At 60.5% G+C, this 14808-nt stretch carries 14 protein-coding genes; 12 read left to right on the forward strand and 2 right to left on the reverse strand.

Annotation, left to right across the window (positions count from 1 at the left end; genetic code table 11):
* Positions 1-97: 97 nt before the first annotated feature.
* Together HBO23_RS20195 and HBO23_RS20200 are read right to left on the reverse strand one after the other, a co-directional pair.
* On the reverse strand, positions 98-802 hold the full coding sequence (locus tag HBO23_RS20195) for a DUF3142 domain-containing protein (RefSeq protein WP_017136611.1): 705 nt from the start codon (positions 800-802) through the stop codon (positions 98-100).
* Positions 799-2955 (reverse strand): outer membrane assembly lipoprotein YfiO, encoded by a 2157-nt coding sequence (locus HBO23_RS20200; RefSeq protein ID WP_170039354.1) that lies wholly within the window; start codon positions 2953-2955, stop codon positions 799-801. Before HBO23_RS20200 ends, HBO23_RS20195 begins: the two co-directional genes overlap by 4 nt.
* 194 nt (positions 2956-3149) lie before the next feature.
* Between HBO23_RS20200 and HBO23_RS20205 the strand changes: the two genes are divergently transcribed.
* From HBO23_RS20205 to HBO23_RS20260, 12 genes are all read left to right on the forward strand, one after another.
* Positions 3150-4760, forward strand: coding sequence for a glycosyltransferase family 39 protein (locus HBO23_RS20205; protein WP_099549582.1), 1611 nt, complete (start codon positions 3150-3152; stop codon positions 4758-4760).
* Positions 4761-4793: 33 nt separating this feature from the next.
* Positions 4794-5039: a DUF2789 domain-containing protein gene (locus tag HBO23_RS20210; protein ID WP_170039356.1), complete on the forward strand. Its 246-nt coding sequence runs from the start codon at positions 4794-4796 to the stop codon at positions 5037-5039.
* A gap of 239 nt (positions 5040-5278) precedes the next feature.
* Positions 5279-5932, forward strand: a complete 654-nt coding sequence (locus HBO23_RS20215; protein WP_099549580.1) for a hypothetical protein — start codon at positions 5279-5281, stop codon at positions 5930-5932.
* Positions 5929-6366, forward strand: coding sequence for a hypothetical protein (locus HBO23_RS20220; protein ID WP_099549579.1), 438 nt, complete (start codon positions 5929-5931; stop codon positions 6364-6366). Before HBO23_RS20215 ends, HBO23_RS20220 begins: the two co-directional genes overlap by 4 nt.
* A gap of 138 nt (positions 6367-6504) precedes the next feature.
* The gene (locus tag HBO23_RS20225; RefSeq protein ID WP_143521893.1) at positions 6505-6918 is read left to right on the forward strand and encodes a hypothetical protein; all 414 of its coding nucleotides are present in this window, start codon (positions 6505-6507) and stop codon (positions 6916-6918) included.
* A 292-nt stretch (positions 6919-7210) separates the two neighbouring features.
* Positions 7211-7627: a MarR family transcriptional regulator gene (locus tag HBO23_RS20230; RefSeq protein ID WP_017136599.1), complete on the forward strand. Its 417-nt coding sequence runs from the start codon at positions 7211-7213 to the stop codon at positions 7625-7627.
* A complete protein-coding gene (locus tag HBO23_RS20235) occupies positions 7624-9702 on the forward strand; it encodes an FUSC family protein (protein ID WP_170039358.1) in 2079 nt (692 codons plus the stop codon). Before HBO23_RS20230 ends, HBO23_RS20235 begins: the two co-directional genes overlap by 4 nt.
* Positions 9699-9908: a DUF1656 domain-containing protein gene (locus HBO23_RS20240; protein ID WP_016969155.1), complete on the forward strand. Its 210-nt coding sequence runs from the start codon at positions 9699-9701 to the stop codon at positions 9906-9908. Before HBO23_RS20235 ends, HBO23_RS20240 begins: the two co-directional genes overlap by 4 nt.
* Entirely contained in the window at positions 9905-10795 is an 891-nt protein-coding gene (locus tag HBO23_RS20245) for an efflux RND transporter periplasmic adaptor subunit (protein WP_017136597.1), read from the forward strand. Before HBO23_RS20240 ends, HBO23_RS20245 begins: the two co-directional genes overlap by 4 nt.
* Positions 10792-12234: an efflux transporter outer membrane subunit gene (locus HBO23_RS20250; RefSeq protein WP_170039360.1), complete on the forward strand. Its 1443-nt coding sequence runs from the start codon at positions 10792-10794 to the stop codon at positions 12232-12234. The genes HBO23_RS20245 and HBO23_RS20250 overlap by 4 nt, the downstream gene beginning before the upstream one ends.
* 80 nt (positions 12235-12314) lie before the next feature.
* Entirely contained in the window at positions 12315-12947 is a 633-nt protein-coding gene (locus HBO23_RS20255) for a hypothetical protein (RefSeq protein ID WP_026013660.1), read from the forward strand.
* 147 nt (positions 12948-13094) lie between these two features.
* A complete protein-coding gene (locus HBO23_RS20260; RefSeq protein WP_017136594.1) occupies positions 13095-14591 on the forward strand; it encodes a YdgA family protein in 1497 nt (498 codons plus the stop codon).
* Positions 14592-14808 lie beyond the last annotated feature (217 nt).

The following is a 14808-nucleotide window of genomic DNA, read 5'->3' on the forward strand; positions in this document are numbered from 1 at the left end:
CGGGCTTGCCCGCGATAGCGGTAGTTCAGCCAACGTTATGTTGACTGACGCACCCTCATCGCGGGCAAGCCCGCTCCCACATGGAATATTGCGTGGTTCAAGGGTTCTGCAAAAACACCACATACCCCCTGAACCATTCACTCCCTTTCAAATACCCCGGCTCTTCCCATACGCCACCCTGAATCAGCCCCACCTTGAACGGCAGCCCCAGCCGGTTCATGCGTGGCAAATACGCCGCGTAGTCCGGGATGCTGTGGCGCCCTTGGTAGGTCTGGACCACCACTTCATCGACCACGCCTTTGAGCTGGGCGATGGCGGCTGGGTCGGCGTTGCTGCTCCAGTCCATCAGGCCGGTAATGCTCAGCCGCAGGTCAGCAGGCAGGCGTTGGCGCAGGTCGCGCAGGAAGCCTGTGTATTCGTGCAGGTACTGGGTGCGGGCGTCGAAATCGATCTGGATGCCGACCACCGGGTTGCCCGCATCGCGCCAGCGTTGCACCTGGCCGAGCAGTTGGGTGTAGACGCGCTCGGGCCAGTGCAGGGTGTGGGCGCGGTACACCACCCAGACCTCGCCTTGGGTGATGCGCGGTACGCTGATGCCTTGGGCGATAAACTGCACACCCAATTGCGGCGCACGGCGCGTGGAGTTGATCTGGCCCTGGAGGATGTACAGGGTTTTCGCCTGTTTGAGCACCGGCTGCGGCGTGACCCCGCTCCACAGCCAGAAGGCATCGTAGTCGCGGGCGTCAACGCCGGCAAAGGCCGGGCTTGCCAGGAGCAGCAAGCCTAGCCACAGGTGCTTCACCAGTAGTACTTCAGCGACTGGGCCCACTCGGTGTCGGCAAACCCGGTTTTGAGCTGGCGGAACCAGCCTTTACGCACGGATTTATCCACGTCTACACCGCCGCAGCCGTTATAACCGGCCCGCGCATAGCAGTTGATCGCACGGAACAGCGCGTAGGCCTTGTCGTTGTGCGGCGCCTTGGGGTTGGCGATGACCTGGCGGTAACCGTCGAGCCGCGAGAAGGTCTCGCCCTTGAACAGCGAGGCGGTGCTGCCCAGGCTGCCGGCGGCGCGCACTTGGTCCAGTGGCATGCCATCGAGGTTATTGCGCAGGATGAACTCACCCAGGCAGTTCAAGCCCTTGGGGTTTTTACCATCTGCCTGCAGGGTGCTGGCGATTTGCGCAATGCTCGGGCAGGCGTAGCCGGACTCCGCCTTATCACCGTTCCACTGGAACAACTGCAGCGAGCGGCCATCGCCATAGACATAACCCAGGCTGGTGCCGAGCTTGTCGGCGGGCGCCGATGCCGGCAGTTGCTTGAGGTCGTCGGCGAAGGTGGCGTACTGGCCGCGCATCAGGTCTTTGTACAGCAACACAAACTGGGCGGTGGCACGTTCCACCGGGTCGCTGGCCTGGGTGATCTGTTGGCGTAGCAGTTCCTGGCCTGCGATGTTGCGTAGCAAGATGTAGCGCACCTGCTTGGCGCTGATCGGCGAATCGCTGGCGAACACGCTAGCCAGTTGGTCGTTGCGCTCGTAGTTCATCGCCAGCGCCAGTTCCAACTGGTCGCGCTGCAAGGGTTGCTTGGCCAGGGGCAGCAGCTTCAGCCACAGCGCTTGCGCGCCTTGCCAATCCTTCTTGGCTTCCAGGGCAAGGCCGCGCAGGGTTTGCTGGCTGAAGGCGAAGTAGTCGAGGCTGGCGGGCACGTCCTGAGGCAGCAACTTCAAAGTGTTATCGGGCTGATGTTCGACGTACAAGGCAAACGCCGCTTGCACGTAGTCGTACAGCGCCGGCTCCTGGGCAAACACCGGCTTTTGCGCGTCCAGGGCCGCGCGGCTCAGCTGCGGCGGGTTGCCGGCGCGCATCCACATCAAGTCGTTGACGGCCAGCATCAGTGGGGTGGCCGAAGGTTTTTGGGTGGCACTGAGCAGCTTGTTGTCGGCTTCCTGCACCAGGTCGTCCAGCGACACATTGCGCTGTTTGGCGCTCAACTGCGCGGCCAGGTCGTTGGCCAGCTTGTCGGTATCGCCCGCCAGCCAATGCACCCGGCGCAGCAGGCCCTGGGCAGAGACAGCGTATTCACCCTGTGGATAAGTTTTCAGGTACAGGTTGAAGCTGGTGTCGGCATTCGCCAGCACCGATTTATCCACATGCTCCAATTGCGGCATGCCGTATTCGTCGAAGGCGTTTTCCTGGGCCTGGTTCAACTCGGTGCGGGCGATCATGTAGAACGCCGCTTCCTTGACCCACGGCAGGCTGCCGGCGGCGGCGGCAACAAAACCGCGCTGCGCATCAGCGAAACGGCCACTGTAGAAGTCACCGGCGGCTTGCAGGTAACTGCGCAGCTCGCGGCCTGCGGTGGACTGGATCTGCTCCGGGTCGCCCAGGCTTGCGCCGTCCCAGGTGCAGGCGCCGAGCATCTGTACACGTCCCTTGGCCAGCAGCTGGCGCTCCGCGTCGGGCACGTCGGCTTTAACCACTTGGCTGATAAACGCCGTGGCACTGCTTTCATCATTGCTGCGGCAACGGCTGCCTTCGCCGGTCAGGAAGGCGTCACCCGCCGCCTTGTCGCCTTCACGCTGAATGCCCAACGGCGCAAGCAGCTCATCGAGTTTGCTGGGCGTAGGTGCCACGTCGGTTTTTTCATCGGCGGCGTCGGCTACCGGGGTCAGGCGGTACACCGGGAACGGCACCGGGCCGAAGCCCTCTTCAAGGTCCGTCTCGCCCAATGCGTTGGGCGTCAGCGGTGCCACCTGTTTATCCGCCAGCAACAGGCGCAGGTTGACCCGGCTGTCATTGCCCGGGCTCAAGAAGGGCAGGTTGCTGCAGCCTTCAAGGCTGTCGCGTGAGACCCGCCAGTCGGGGTAGCACGAGTCATCGCCGCTGGCCTGGGCCTGGAAGGAAAGGCTGGCGAGCAATGCCAGGGTCAGTGGTGACAGAAAACCGATGCGCATGACGTGTCCTTGATCCTGAGTCCTTTGAAGGACGCAATAATAGCGTGATCTGACAAATGCTTCGGTGAAGGTCTACACAAATCGCTGATTTGTCCGATTCCAGCAGCGAATAAAGGGTTTTTGTCCTAGAGTGGCGGTCATTCACGCGCAGGGCTTTTTGGCCGGCCGGAAAAGGCGATGGTAGGGGAATCGAGGTGCGACGGTCTGTGGTGGAGCAAGATGAAAAGGTGGCGGCATTGTCCGCATTTGATCGCGTCGCGAGTAGCTGGCACGTTGCCGGCTGGATGAGCCGTCTGTGGTGGGTACCGATCCTGGTACTGGCCGTCGCTCTGCGTTTTTACAACCTGACGTCCGCCGCAATCTGGGGTGACGAAGGCTCCAGCCTGCTGCTCAGCGAATACGCTGCCGGTGACCTGTGGTTTCACGCCGCCCATGATGTGCACCCACCGTTGTACTTTTTCATGCTGCGTGGCTGGATCGAGCTGTTCGGTGACAGTATCTGGTCGATTCGCAGCATGAGTGCGATTCCCGGTGCGATTGCAGTGGGCCTGGGCATCTGGTTGACGCGGCAATTGGCTACCCGGCGTGCCGCCGTGCTCGCCGGGATCCTGCTTGCGCTGCTGCCCACGGCGGTGCGTTATAGCCAGGAAGTGCGCATGTATTCGCTGTTGGCCGTATGGCTGCTGGGCGCCACGCTGGCGCTGGTGTATTGGGTGCGCCAGCCCGAGCGCACGCGCTATCTGGCGGCGTATATCGTGCTGATGAGCGCCGGTTTCTACACCCATTATTTCACTGCTCTGTGTGTGCTGGTGCATTGGGCCTACCTGGCCTTGTTGAGCTCGGCCCAGGCGCCCGCCCAGTCTCTGCTCAGGCGCCCGGCGTGGTGGGTGGCCAACGCCGCGATCGTCGTGGCGTACCTGCCGTGGTTACCCAATGTGTTGGGCCTGGTGCAACACGTTGAGCAACTGAAGGTGGGCGGGGACATCGGCTGGGAAGACCCGGTCAACCTGTTTTCACTGCCGTCGATGATCTGGCAATTCATTGTCCAGGACGAGGGCACCGGCTTTTGGCCGCCGTTGTTCTGGTTGGTCCCATTGTTGCTGATTGCTGTGGTGAGCATCACCGCCTGGCAGGATCGCGAACGCCATCGCCCGGCCAGCCTGCTGGCGCTGTTTTTCCTGCTGCCGCTGCTGCTGGTGTACGCGGTTTCGTTCGTTTCGCCGGTGTTTATCGAGCGTTACCTTACGGTGTACGCCTTGGGTTTGCCCATCCTGTTGGCGCTGGCCATTGATCGCCTGCCGGCGCGCTGGTCATGGCTGGGCGTAGCGTTGTTCGCGCTGTTTGTCGGTGTCGAGTTGATGGGGCTCAAAAACAACTTCACCGTCGATGAACATGACCAGTTCAACGTGCCCGTGGAATTCGTCAATCGTAATTACCAGGAAGACGACCGCATCGTTCTCAGCGACATGCTGTGGTACCTCAGCTACGTGTATTACGACCAGACCGACGCCCAATTGCAGCTCTATACGCCGCCCAAACCCGACGGCACGCCGACCCGCCCGAACGCCTACGGTTTCGGCACATTGGTCGACCAGGACGGCGGGCGCATTTACCTCGACCGCCTGTCGGCATTGCCTGCCGATACCCACCGCGTCTGGCTGATCAGCAGCAACGAAGCGCCGGATGATTTCGCGCCCTTACCTGAAGGCTGGCGTGAGTTGAGCCGTCAGGATGGCGGTGGTGCGAGGGCGCGACTGTTCGTGCTGTGCAACGGGGCGCAGCCGCAACCTGAAGGTTGCCGCTAGACTCAGTTAAGTCTTCTTGACCTGGAGTTCGCCATGGAATCGCCTGTGCACAGCTTGCCATCACTGTTCAAACAGCTCGGGCTGCCGGATGACCCGGCCAGTATTGAGAAGTTTGTGGCAGTGCATTCGCCGCTAAAGCCGGAATTACATCTCGCGGATGCGTTCTTTTGGACGCCCGGCCAGAAGGCGTTTTTACGCGAAGAAATTCTCGACGATTCGGATTGGGCTGAAGTGGTGGATGAGCTGAATCTGTTACTGCGGGAAGGGCGCGGCGTGTAAAAAATGTGGGAGCTGGCTTGCCTGCGATGGCGGTGGTTCAGTCAACATCAACCTCGACTGATCCACCGCTATCGCAGGCAAGCCAACTCCCACAGGTGTTTTGTCTGATTGTTCCCATGCTCCTCGTGAGAAGTGGGACAGCTTGGGAAGTTTCCTATTGGTTAAACAGAAGCGGACGATAGTCGCCAGAATGAGGAGCCCGCTATTTACAGACGCTGATTTCCTTTTATGGCCACATCATGCAGCGTCTGATCCCTCACAAAGAAATTGAAAACTATGATCTCACCAAAATCGAAACCCCCTACTTTGCTGGTATCAAGGTAAGGGAGTTCTTTCGCGCGCCTTATGCATTGCAGGGGCTGTGCGAGCTGCTAGCCGAGTGCAATGTTTCTCCTGTTCGGTGTTCAGGGGATAACGATCAGCGCCGAGTTTTGGACAAGTTGGCGTCCGGTGATTGGCTGTTCGTAATGGACAGGCCTTTTCTTCCTTTAAGTCGAGAATGCCGTGTTAAGTATGGGCATTTGATGGGGCGCCGACTTTATGTCGGGCCTGGTAAATGGGAAAAGGTAAGTATCGATTACGATGGGGTTAAAAATACTGCAATCCTGGCCGCAAACCGGCTGGCATCTATGGGTGACGAAGGACGAATGTTCTTATCCGACGGGAAAGATCTTGCGAACACCACCAGGGTCATGACGCAGCGCTGGGTCCGCTTGGATAGTCGTGATGACCAGCTCACCCACAGATCGGTTGAGCGCCGATACGGGGAGCTGCGGCAAATCAAGCAACGCTATCTGGAGGGAGATGACAATTGGCAACAGGGTGGGAAATCCTGGCATTGGCAGCCTGTGACACCGGACACAGCGTATGAATACAAGGATGCCAAACAGTGACGCGCAAGCAGGTCTTTTGGTTTTGGGGAGCGATGGATGCCATCTATCTGGTTCGCTATTGGGTCACCAGTGCGGTGGAGGGGCGAGTTCCTTACTTGAGCGATATCGAGAGCGCATTATGGGTTTTGCGTGACCACAGCGTGCTGCAGATTTACACCTTTGGCTTTGTCATGTTGCTGCAGATCTCGATAGTAGCGTCCTGTTTTTTATTTCTTCTCAGTAGTCAAAAGGTCCGCTGGCTTGTTTACCTTCAAACCCCGTTACGGTTAGTTTTTTTCATCCCTTCAGTTGCTCTTCTGCTTATAGGCGCTCAGTTAGTCCCAGGCTACAGCGTGGTGGTGATGGCGGTGCTAGTCGTCGCGTCCGAGGCCATGAAGGTTTGGAGCGTCTGGCGATGGGGCAAGAAATCTGACGTTTCCAGCAGTCGGCGTTAGTCGATAAGCCAGTTGCACAGCTTCAACCATCCCCCCTATAGTTCGCCCCGTCGCCGCACATCGGCGATCGGATTTGGCGATCCGCATTCTATGACGCGTTACAGCGCTCTAACTCCGTGTTCTCCGCTTGGCGGATACATGAGTTCTATGGCGGCTGTGCGCGGGAGATCTTCGGATCTGCCGGGTTTCATAGATAACCGGTTCGCCAACCTGCGTACAGCTGCCACCCATACTCGTTTGGCGACGGGGACGGGTGGTCAAAATCTTATCTATGAGGCTTTATCGATGGACCAATACAAACCGCTTCAAACCAATCCCACCGGCGTTCCCGTTCTGGCATTCAACACGTTTGCGCCCTCGCACCTGCTCCATGAAACAGCCCGCAGCCGCGTGCGTATCGGCACCGAGCTGTTGGAAACGCTCAGCGCCAAAACGGACAGCAAGAACCTTCATCACCTCGTCACCGCAGCACTGGTTTCGTTGCGCGATGGCTTGGACATGATGGGCGAAATCCAGCGCCGCTTGGATGCTCAGGCCGAACAGCCAGTCTGAGGCCAACACGGGTCCAAAATGTGGGAGCTGGCTTGCCTGCGATGGCGGTGGTTCAGTCAACATCGACCTCGACTGATCTACCGCTATCGCAGGCAAGCCAGCTCCCCCAGGTGTTTTGTTCTGCCGGAAATCCAACGCTCGCTCTTAAACCCGCTTTACTTATCCACAACCCCACCACCCATCACAAAAGTGTTTCAAAACTTGACGGCTTTGGATCCATCCACCATATTGATAGTTAGCAAACTAACTGTATGCGAACAATCCAGTGTCCCAAACCCTCGAACAGCTCCATATGAACCTCAGCAGCAGCATGGTGGTGGGCGCCCGTAACTGGCGCAAAATCTGCCAGACCACGCTGGTGAGCTATGGTATTTCCGAAGCCTGCGCCGTGCCGCTGTTGATGATCGGCCGCTTGGGCGACGGTGTGCACCAGGTGAAAGTAGCCCAGGCATCCGGCATGGAAAGCCCGTCGTTGGTGCGCCTGCTTGATCGTCTGTGCCATGACGGTTACGTGTGCCGTACCGAAGACGTCCATGACCGTCGCGCCAAGGCCTTGAGCCTCACCGAGCGCGGCCGCGAGTTGGTGCAGGCGGTGGAAGTGCAACTGGTGCGCCTGCGCCAGGAAGTGCTGGCGGACATCGCCCACGGCGACCTTGAAGCGGCGTTGCGTGTACTGCAGGCCTTCGAGGCGGCTGAGGCGACCTCTTGAACGGATTTTTTACCGGCATGCCGCCGGCCCGCGACTGGTTCTACGGCGTGCGCACCTTCGCCGCTTCGATGATCGCCCTGTACATCGCCATGCTTATGCAAATGCCGCGTCCGTATTGGGCGATGGCCACGGTGTATATCGTCTCCAGCCCGTTTGTCGGCCCTACCAGCTCCAAGGCGTTGTACCGCGCCATCGGCACCTTCATGGGCGCGGCGGCGGCGGTGTTTTTTGTGCCGATGTTTATTCAGACGCCGTACCTGCTGGTGGTGATCATTGCGCTGTGGACCGGCACCTTGTTGTTTTTGTCTTTGCACCTGCGTACCGCCAACAGCTACGCGCTGATGTTGGCCGGCTACACCTTGCCGCTGATCGCCTTGCCGGTAGTGGATAACCCGCTGGCGGTGTGGGATGTGGCCGAGGCGCGTACCGAAGAGATTTTCCTCGGCATTGCTGTGGCCGCCGTAGTAGGCGCAATGTTCTGGCCGCGGCGCCTGATGCCGGTGTTTGATGGCTCGGTGGCCAAGTGGTTTGCCGACGCTCAGGTCTATAGCCAGCGCTTTCTGACCCGTAACGTTGCGCCCGAAGAAATCAGCACCTTGCGCGGCGGCATGGTCGCCACCTTCAACACCCTGGAACTGATGATCGGCCAGTTGCCCCACGAAGGCGCTCGGCCACAGACGGTGCGCAACACCAAGGAACTGCGCGGGCGCATGATTCACCTGCTGCCGGTGATCGACGCGCTGGACGATGCGGTCTACGCGATCGAACACCGCGCCCCCGAGTTTCTCGACCGGTTCACGCCGTTGCTGCAAGACGCCAACGCCTGGCTGGAGAGCACCACCGAGCAAGCACCGCTGGAACGCTGGCGCGTGTTGCGCGACAAGATCGACGCCGCGCAGCCACAGGGCGAAGCACTGGACGACCGCCACACGCTGCTGTTCTCCAACGCCCTGTATCGCCTCGGCGAATGGGTCGACCTGTGGCAAGACTGCCGCAGCCTGCAAGCCGCCATCCAGTGCGAAAGCCAGGACACCTGGCGCGCCGTCTACCGCCATTGGCGCCTGGGCCGGCTCACGCCGTTCCTCGACCGTGGCCTGATGTTCTACTCGGCGTTTTCCACCGTTACCGCGATCATTGTCGCCTCGGTGCTGTGGATTCTGCTGGGCTGGACCGACGGCGGCAGCGCAGTGATTCTGGCTGCCGTGGCCTGCAGCTTTTTTGCCTCCATGGACGACCCGGCGCCGCAGATCTACCGGTTCTTTTTCTGGACCGCCATGTCGGTGCTGTTTGCCAGCCTGTATCTGTTTCTGGTGCTGCCCAACCTGCATGATTTCCCCATGCTGGTGTTGGCGTTTGCGGTGCCGTTTATCTGCATCGGCACGCTCACGGTGCAGCCGCGTTTTTACCTGGGCATGCTGCTGACGCTGGTGAACACCTCCTCGTTTATCAGCATCCAGGGCGCCTACGACGCGGACTTCCTCAACTTCGCCAACGTCAACCTGGCCGGGCCGGTGGGCTTGCTGTTCGCCTTTGTGTGGACGCTGGTCGCACGGCCGTTCGGCGCCGAACTGGCGGCCAAGCGCCTGACGCGTTTCAGCTGGCGCGACATCGTAACGCTCACCGAGCCTGCAACCCTGGCCGAACACCGCCACATGGCTGTGCAAATGCTCGACCGCCTGATGCAGCACCTGCCGCGCCTGGGCCTGATCGGCCAGGACACCGGCAGCGCCCTGCGCGATTTGCGCGTGGCGCTGAACCTGCTTGACCTGTTGGCCTACGCGCCACGCATCTACGGCGTGCCACGGGTGCTGCTCAACCAAGTGGTGGAAGGCGTGGGCGGTTACTTCAAGGCCTGCCTTAAAGCGGGTGAACGCGTGCCCGCGCCCAGCGGTCTGCTGATGACCCTCGACCGCACGCGCCGCGCCCTCAACGGGCAAGGCCTGCAAGACGAAGATGACACCCGCCTGCATCTGCTGCACGCACTGGCCGGCCTGCGCCTGTCGTTGCTGCCCGGCGTGGAATTTATTGGCGGCACCGAAATGCAAGCGCCGCTGCCTGATGGAGCGCCTTTATGATCGGTGATCTGGATATCAGCGGGGTGTTCCTGCCCACGCTGCTGGTGCTGATGGGCATTACGTATGTGTTGTTTCTGGTGGTGCACGGGTTGTTGACGCGCATTCACTTCTATCGCCTGGTCTGGCACCGGGCATTGTTCAATGTGGGGCTCTACGCGCTGTTACTGGGCGCCGTGGACTCACTCAGTCGATACCTCATGACATGAAAAAACCTTTTTTGACCATCGGCCGTGTCGTCCTGACGTTATTGATAGTGACCTTCGCTGTCGTCGTTGTGTGGCGCATGGTCATGTACTACATGTTTGCGCCCTGGACCCGTGACGGGCATATCCGTGCCGACATCGTGCAGATCGCCCCGGACGTGTCCGGGCTGATCCAGCAAGTCGACGTGCGCGACAACCAGTTGGTGACCAAGGGCCAGGTGCTGTTCGCCGTCGACCAGGACCGCTTCAAGCTGGCCCTGCGCCAAGCCCAGGCCGCCGTGGCCGACCGCCAGGAAACCCTGGCCCAGGCCAACCGCGAGTACAAGCGCAACCGTGGTTTGGGCAACCTGGTGCCGAGCGAACAACTGGAAGAAAGCCAGTCGCGCGTGGCCCGTGCCCAATCGGCCCTGGCCGAGGCGCAAGTGGCCGTGGACGCCGCCCAGCTCAACCTTGACCGCTCGGTGATCCGCAGCCCCGTGGACGGTTACGTCAACGACCGTGCACCGCGCAACCAGGAATTCGTCACCGCCGGGCGCCCGGTGCTGTCGGTGGTGGACAGCAACTCCTTCCACATCGACGGTTATTTCGAAGAGACCAAGCTCGACGGCATCCACGTAGGCATGGCCGTGGATATCCGCGTGATCGGCGACAACGCCCGTCTGCGTGGCCATGTGCAGAGCATCGTCGCCGGTATCGAAGACCGCGACCGCACCAGCGGCTCCAACCTGCTGCCCAACGTCAACCCGGCGTTCAGCTGGGTGCGCCTGGCCCAGCGGATTCCGGTGCGTATTGCCTTTGATGATGTGCCGGCGGACTTTCGTATGATCGCCGGACGCACGGCCACGGTGTCGATCATCGGCGATAAGGTCAAAGACGGAGAAAAACCATGAAGCAGCTGCTGGCAACCGCTGCGCTGGGTTTGCTGCTGTCGGCCTGCCAAGTGGTAGGCCCGGATTACAAGCTGCCGGACACGTCCGCCATCAACCGTGGCGACCTGCAAGGGCAGCTCGCGGGCGAGGGCAACAACGTGGTGTCGGCGCCGGTGCCGGCCGATTGGTGGAAGCTGTACAACGACCCGCGCCTGGATGAGCTGGTGCGGCAGGCCATGGCCTCCAACACCGATTTGCGCGTGGCTGCCGCCAACCTGCAACGCGCGCGTTTCCAGACCCAAGAGGCTGAATCCGCAGGCGGTTGGAGTGCTGGCGCCAAGGCGGAAGCCCAGCGCCTGCAGGAATCGGGCGAAGCGTTTTTGCTGACGGAAAAAGTCCCGGTGGCCAACATCGGCAGCGCCAGCATCAGCACGTCCTACCAGTTTGACCTGTTCGGCACCTTGCAGCGTGGCATCGAGAGTGCCCAGGCCAGCACCGACGCGGCCCAGGCCGCCGCCGATATTGCGCGCATCACCCTGGTGGCAGATGTGGTGCGCTCCTACACCCAGGTGTGCGCGGCCAATGAAGAGCTGGCGATTGCCAATGAGTCCCTCGACCTGCAAGGCCAGAGCACCAAGCTCACCCAGCGCCTGCGCGACGCCGGGCGCGGTGACGAAACCCAGGTGACCCGCTCGCAGACCCAATACAAATCCTTGCGCGCCGAGATCCCGCGCTATCAAGCATCGCGTCAGGCGGGTTTGTTCCGCTTGTCGATGCTGCTGGCCAAACCGGTGGACCAACTGCCCGCAGGCACCGGCACCTGCGCCGAGCTGCCGCATATCGCCCAATTGCTGCCTGTGGGCGACGGCGCAGCACTGCTCAAGCGCCGCCCCGACGTGCGCCAGGCCGAACGCCAACTGGCGGCTGCCACCGCCCGTATCGGCGTGGCCACCGGTGCGTTGTACCCGGACATCAGCATCGGCGCCACGGTGGGCACGGTCGGCATTCTTGACGACCTCGGCACACCAGCGACCAATCGCTGGAGCTTTGGCCCGCTGATCAGTTGGACAGTGCCGACCAACGGTGCCCGCGCACGTATCCACGAAGCCGAAGCCGCGACCCAGGGCGCCCTGGCGCACTTTGACGGCGTGGTGCTCAATGCCATCCGCGAAACCCAGACCGGCCTTGCGCAATACACCGCGCAACTGCAACGCCGCGACGCCCTGGCCGACGCCGGTGCGTCCGCCAAGGAAGCCTCGGAGCAGACGCACCGCTTCTTCCAGGCCGGCCGTGCCTCGTTCCTGGCCGACCTGCAGGCCACTCGCACCTACACCGATGTACGTGCACAGCTGGCAGCGGCCAACACGCAAGTTGCCATGAGCCAGATCGATCTGTTCCTGGCCTTGGGCGGCGGTTGGGAAAGCGGACGAACGCAGGCGTCACAACCCGGCAAACCCTGAGCGAAAAGCTATGCTTTGACAGGCGGGCCACCGTGAGGCCCGTCTGACAAAGTTCGCGTTTGCTCATGGGGATTCCAATAATGAAAAACCCTTATGCTCCCGCTTTCTGGTGCGTGCTTTTCGCACTGGTGTTGCTATCGGCTGCCTATTTCTACGGCGTCATGCTTGCCCACCAACTCGACAAGGCCATGGTGTTTCTCGATAGCGCCTGTCTGGTGATCGGCACGTTGTCCATCGGCGTGGTGGCCTGGGCGTCCTATCAAAATCAACGGGTGAAGAAAAAGCTGCTTCAACAAGGCAAGACCCGCGTGGCGATCTGGGACACCAAGGTTGCTCTGCGCCGCGTCGAAACCGTATTCGACCGCTATTTCTGGGGCAGCTACTGGCAGCCCGGGCGTACTTTCCAGGAAGTCATGGGCGAGCTCACCGGCACGCCGCTGGAAAAAAGCCTCGAGGCCCTGAAAAAACAATGTGTGCTGCTCGACCAACAGGTCGCCGACGGTAGGCATTGGCTCAATAACGCCCGGGAATTGTCCGACGTGGCCACGCAAATGGCGCGGGAACGCTACCAGCTGGACTTCTGCGACCCCAAGGCCGATACCCCCAGCAACACAGTGATACACCGCGAGTTTGAGGTGTTGGTGTACACCTGGACCGCACGCTTGAAGAGTTTCGATCACCAACTCGATGAGGTTGAATTGGAATACTCGTGAACCAACCGCTGACCTGACCTCTCTGAAAAGCTGGGCCGTTATCGGCCGCCAGTGCTAATCTTCCCCCGTTTTCGGCGGGCTTGAGCCAACCCCTTCGGGGTTCAAGGAAGACAGCCCACTTCTCACAGGATTTGATCAGGTCACTTCATGAATAAGCCAGCAGTTGTTTTCTTGGGTTTCGTTGTCGCCGTCGGCGCCATTAGTGCAGGCGGCGCCTGGTACACCGGTAAGCAACTGGAGCCGGTGCTGCAAACCGCCATCCAGAACGCCAACAAAGAACTGCAGACCTCTATGGCCGGCGTCGATGGCACGGTGAACCTGGAGCTGGTGTCCCTGGATCGTGGCCTGTTCAGCAGCACCGCGCACTACCGCCTCAAAGGCCAAGGCAGCGTGTTCGGTGAAGAAAACCCGAACCCTGAGCTGTTGTTCGTCGACCATATCGAACACGGCCCGCTGCCGTTCTCGCGCCTGGTGACGCTGAAGTGGTTGCCGGTCATGGCCACCAGTCACTATGCGCTGGAAAAGAACGCCACCACCGAAAAATGGTTCGCCGCCAGCAAAGACGTGTCGCCGCTCAAAGGCGTGGCCAATATCGGCTACAACCGCTCGGTCGACGGCAACGTCGAATTGCTGCCGCTGGACATCAAGGACGACAAGTCTTCGGTGAGCTTCTCGGGCGCCAACCTGGACTTCGACAGCAGCGCCGAAGGCCAGAAGGTCAAGGCCAGCGGCTACATGAACAGCCTCAAGGTTGCCGTGATCGACGCCAATGGCCAGCCGCTTGAAGCCGAACTGTCCGGCCTGACCGTGGCCAGCAACCTGGAAAAATCCACCTTCGGTTTCTACACCGGGCAAAACACCGTTGAGCTGACCGACACAAAAGTCACCTTCGGCCCGCAGAAAGCCGTGCTGACCCTCAAGGGCTTCGAGCAAAAAGACACCAGCGAAACCAAGGACAACAACCTGGCAGGCCGCGTTGACTACAAGATCGACGAAATCGGCTACCAGGGTAAACCCGTAGGTTCGGCCGCCATGGCCCTGAGCATGAAGAACATCGACATCCCGGCGATGCTGGTGCTGACCAAGCTCTACCAGGACAAGATGCAGCCGGTGCAAGCCGCCGCGGCTGCCGGCCAACCGGTGCCTGAGCTGCAACTGACCGAAGCCGAGCAGACCCTGGCCGAGGCCAACGTCAACCAGGTGCTGGCCGCCAAGCCGCAAGTGGCAGTGGAAAACCTGTCGCTGAAAACCACCCACGGTGAAAGCAAATTCAACCTGGTGGTAGACCTGACCAAACCCACCTCGATGGAATTGCCACCGGTTGAGCTGGGCAAGCAGGTTATCGCGCTGCTGGATGCCAACCTGACCCTGTCCAAGCCGATGATCGGCGACGTCGCTGCCCTGCAAGCGGAAGTGGGCGGTGTGACCGACCCTAAAGCCATCGAACAGCAATCACAGATGGCGGCCGAGATGGTCAGTGGCATGGCCGTTGGTACTCAGTTGGCAACCCTGGTGGGTACTGACGTGGTTTCCAAGCTGCACTACGCCAACAACGAAGTGACGTTTAATGGCCAGAAGATGACCGTGGAGCAATTCATTGGCTTTGTGATGGCCAAAGCGGGTGCGGTCAGCGGCGCGCAGTAAGATTTCTTACATCGTTAAGAAATAATTATTGGAGGCGTGGGTTTACCTGAAGCGGCAGTCAAACAACCGGCATACAGGCCGGCTGTGGCTGCTTAGCTCAGGCAAGCCTTGGCCTCCATTGGTTTTTCTGCGGTTGGATAATTCTGAACAATTGTTCTGATTTGGGCATTTCCCTACTTTCCTAAGAGATAGTTCCTACAGGAAAGCTAGGCCGGGT

The organism is Pseudomonas sp. WS 5532 (assembly GCF_012985445.1).
In the GTDB taxonomy this organism is placed as follows: Bacteria; Pseudomonadota; Gammaproteobacteria; order Pseudomonadales; family Pseudomonadaceae; genus Aquipseudomonas; species Aquipseudomonas edaphica.

Bases quoted from the DNA above. Each gene is read 5' to 3' on its own strand.
- HBO23_RS20245 (WP_017136597.1), top strand. From the start codon at position 9,905: ATGAAAAAACCTTTTTTGACCATCGGCCGTGTCGTCCTGACGTTATTG.
- HBO23_RS20255 (WP_026013660.1), top strand. From the start codon at position 12,315: ATGAAAAACCCTTATGCTCCCGCTTTCTGGTGCGTGCTTTTCGCACTG.
- HBO23_RS20240 (WP_016969155.1), top strand. From the start codon at position 9,699: ATGATCGGTGATCTGGATATCAGCGGGGTGTTCCTGCCCACGCTGCTG.
- HBO23_RS20215 (WP_099549580.1), top strand. From the start codon at position 5,279: ATGCAGCGTCTGATCCCTCACAAAGAAATTGAAAACTATGATCTCACC.
- HBO23_RS20210 (WP_170039356.1), top strand. From the start codon at position 4,794: ATGGAATCGCCTGTGCACAGCTTGCCATCACTGTTCAAACAGCTCGGG.
- HBO23_RS20260 (WP_017136594.1), top strand. From the start codon at position 13,095: ATGAATAAGCCAGCAGTTGTTTTCTTGGGTTTCGTTGTCGCCGTCGGC.
- HBO23_RS20200 (WP_170039354.1), bottom strand. From the start codon at position 2,955: ATGCGCATCGGTTTTCTGTCACCACTGACCCTGGCATTGCTCGCCAGC.
- HBO23_RS20230 (WP_017136599.1), top strand. From the start codon at position 7,211: ATGAACCTCAGCAGCAGCATGGTGGTGGGCGCCCGTAACTGGCGCAAA.
- HBO23_RS20250 (WP_170039360.1), top strand. From the start codon at position 10,792: ATGAAGCAGCTGCTGGCAACCGCTGCGCTGGGTTTGCTGCTGTCGGCC.
- HBO23_RS20225 (WP_143521893.1), top strand. From the start codon at position 6,505: ATGAGTTCTATGGCGGCTGTGCGCGGGAGATCTTCGGATCTGCCGGGT.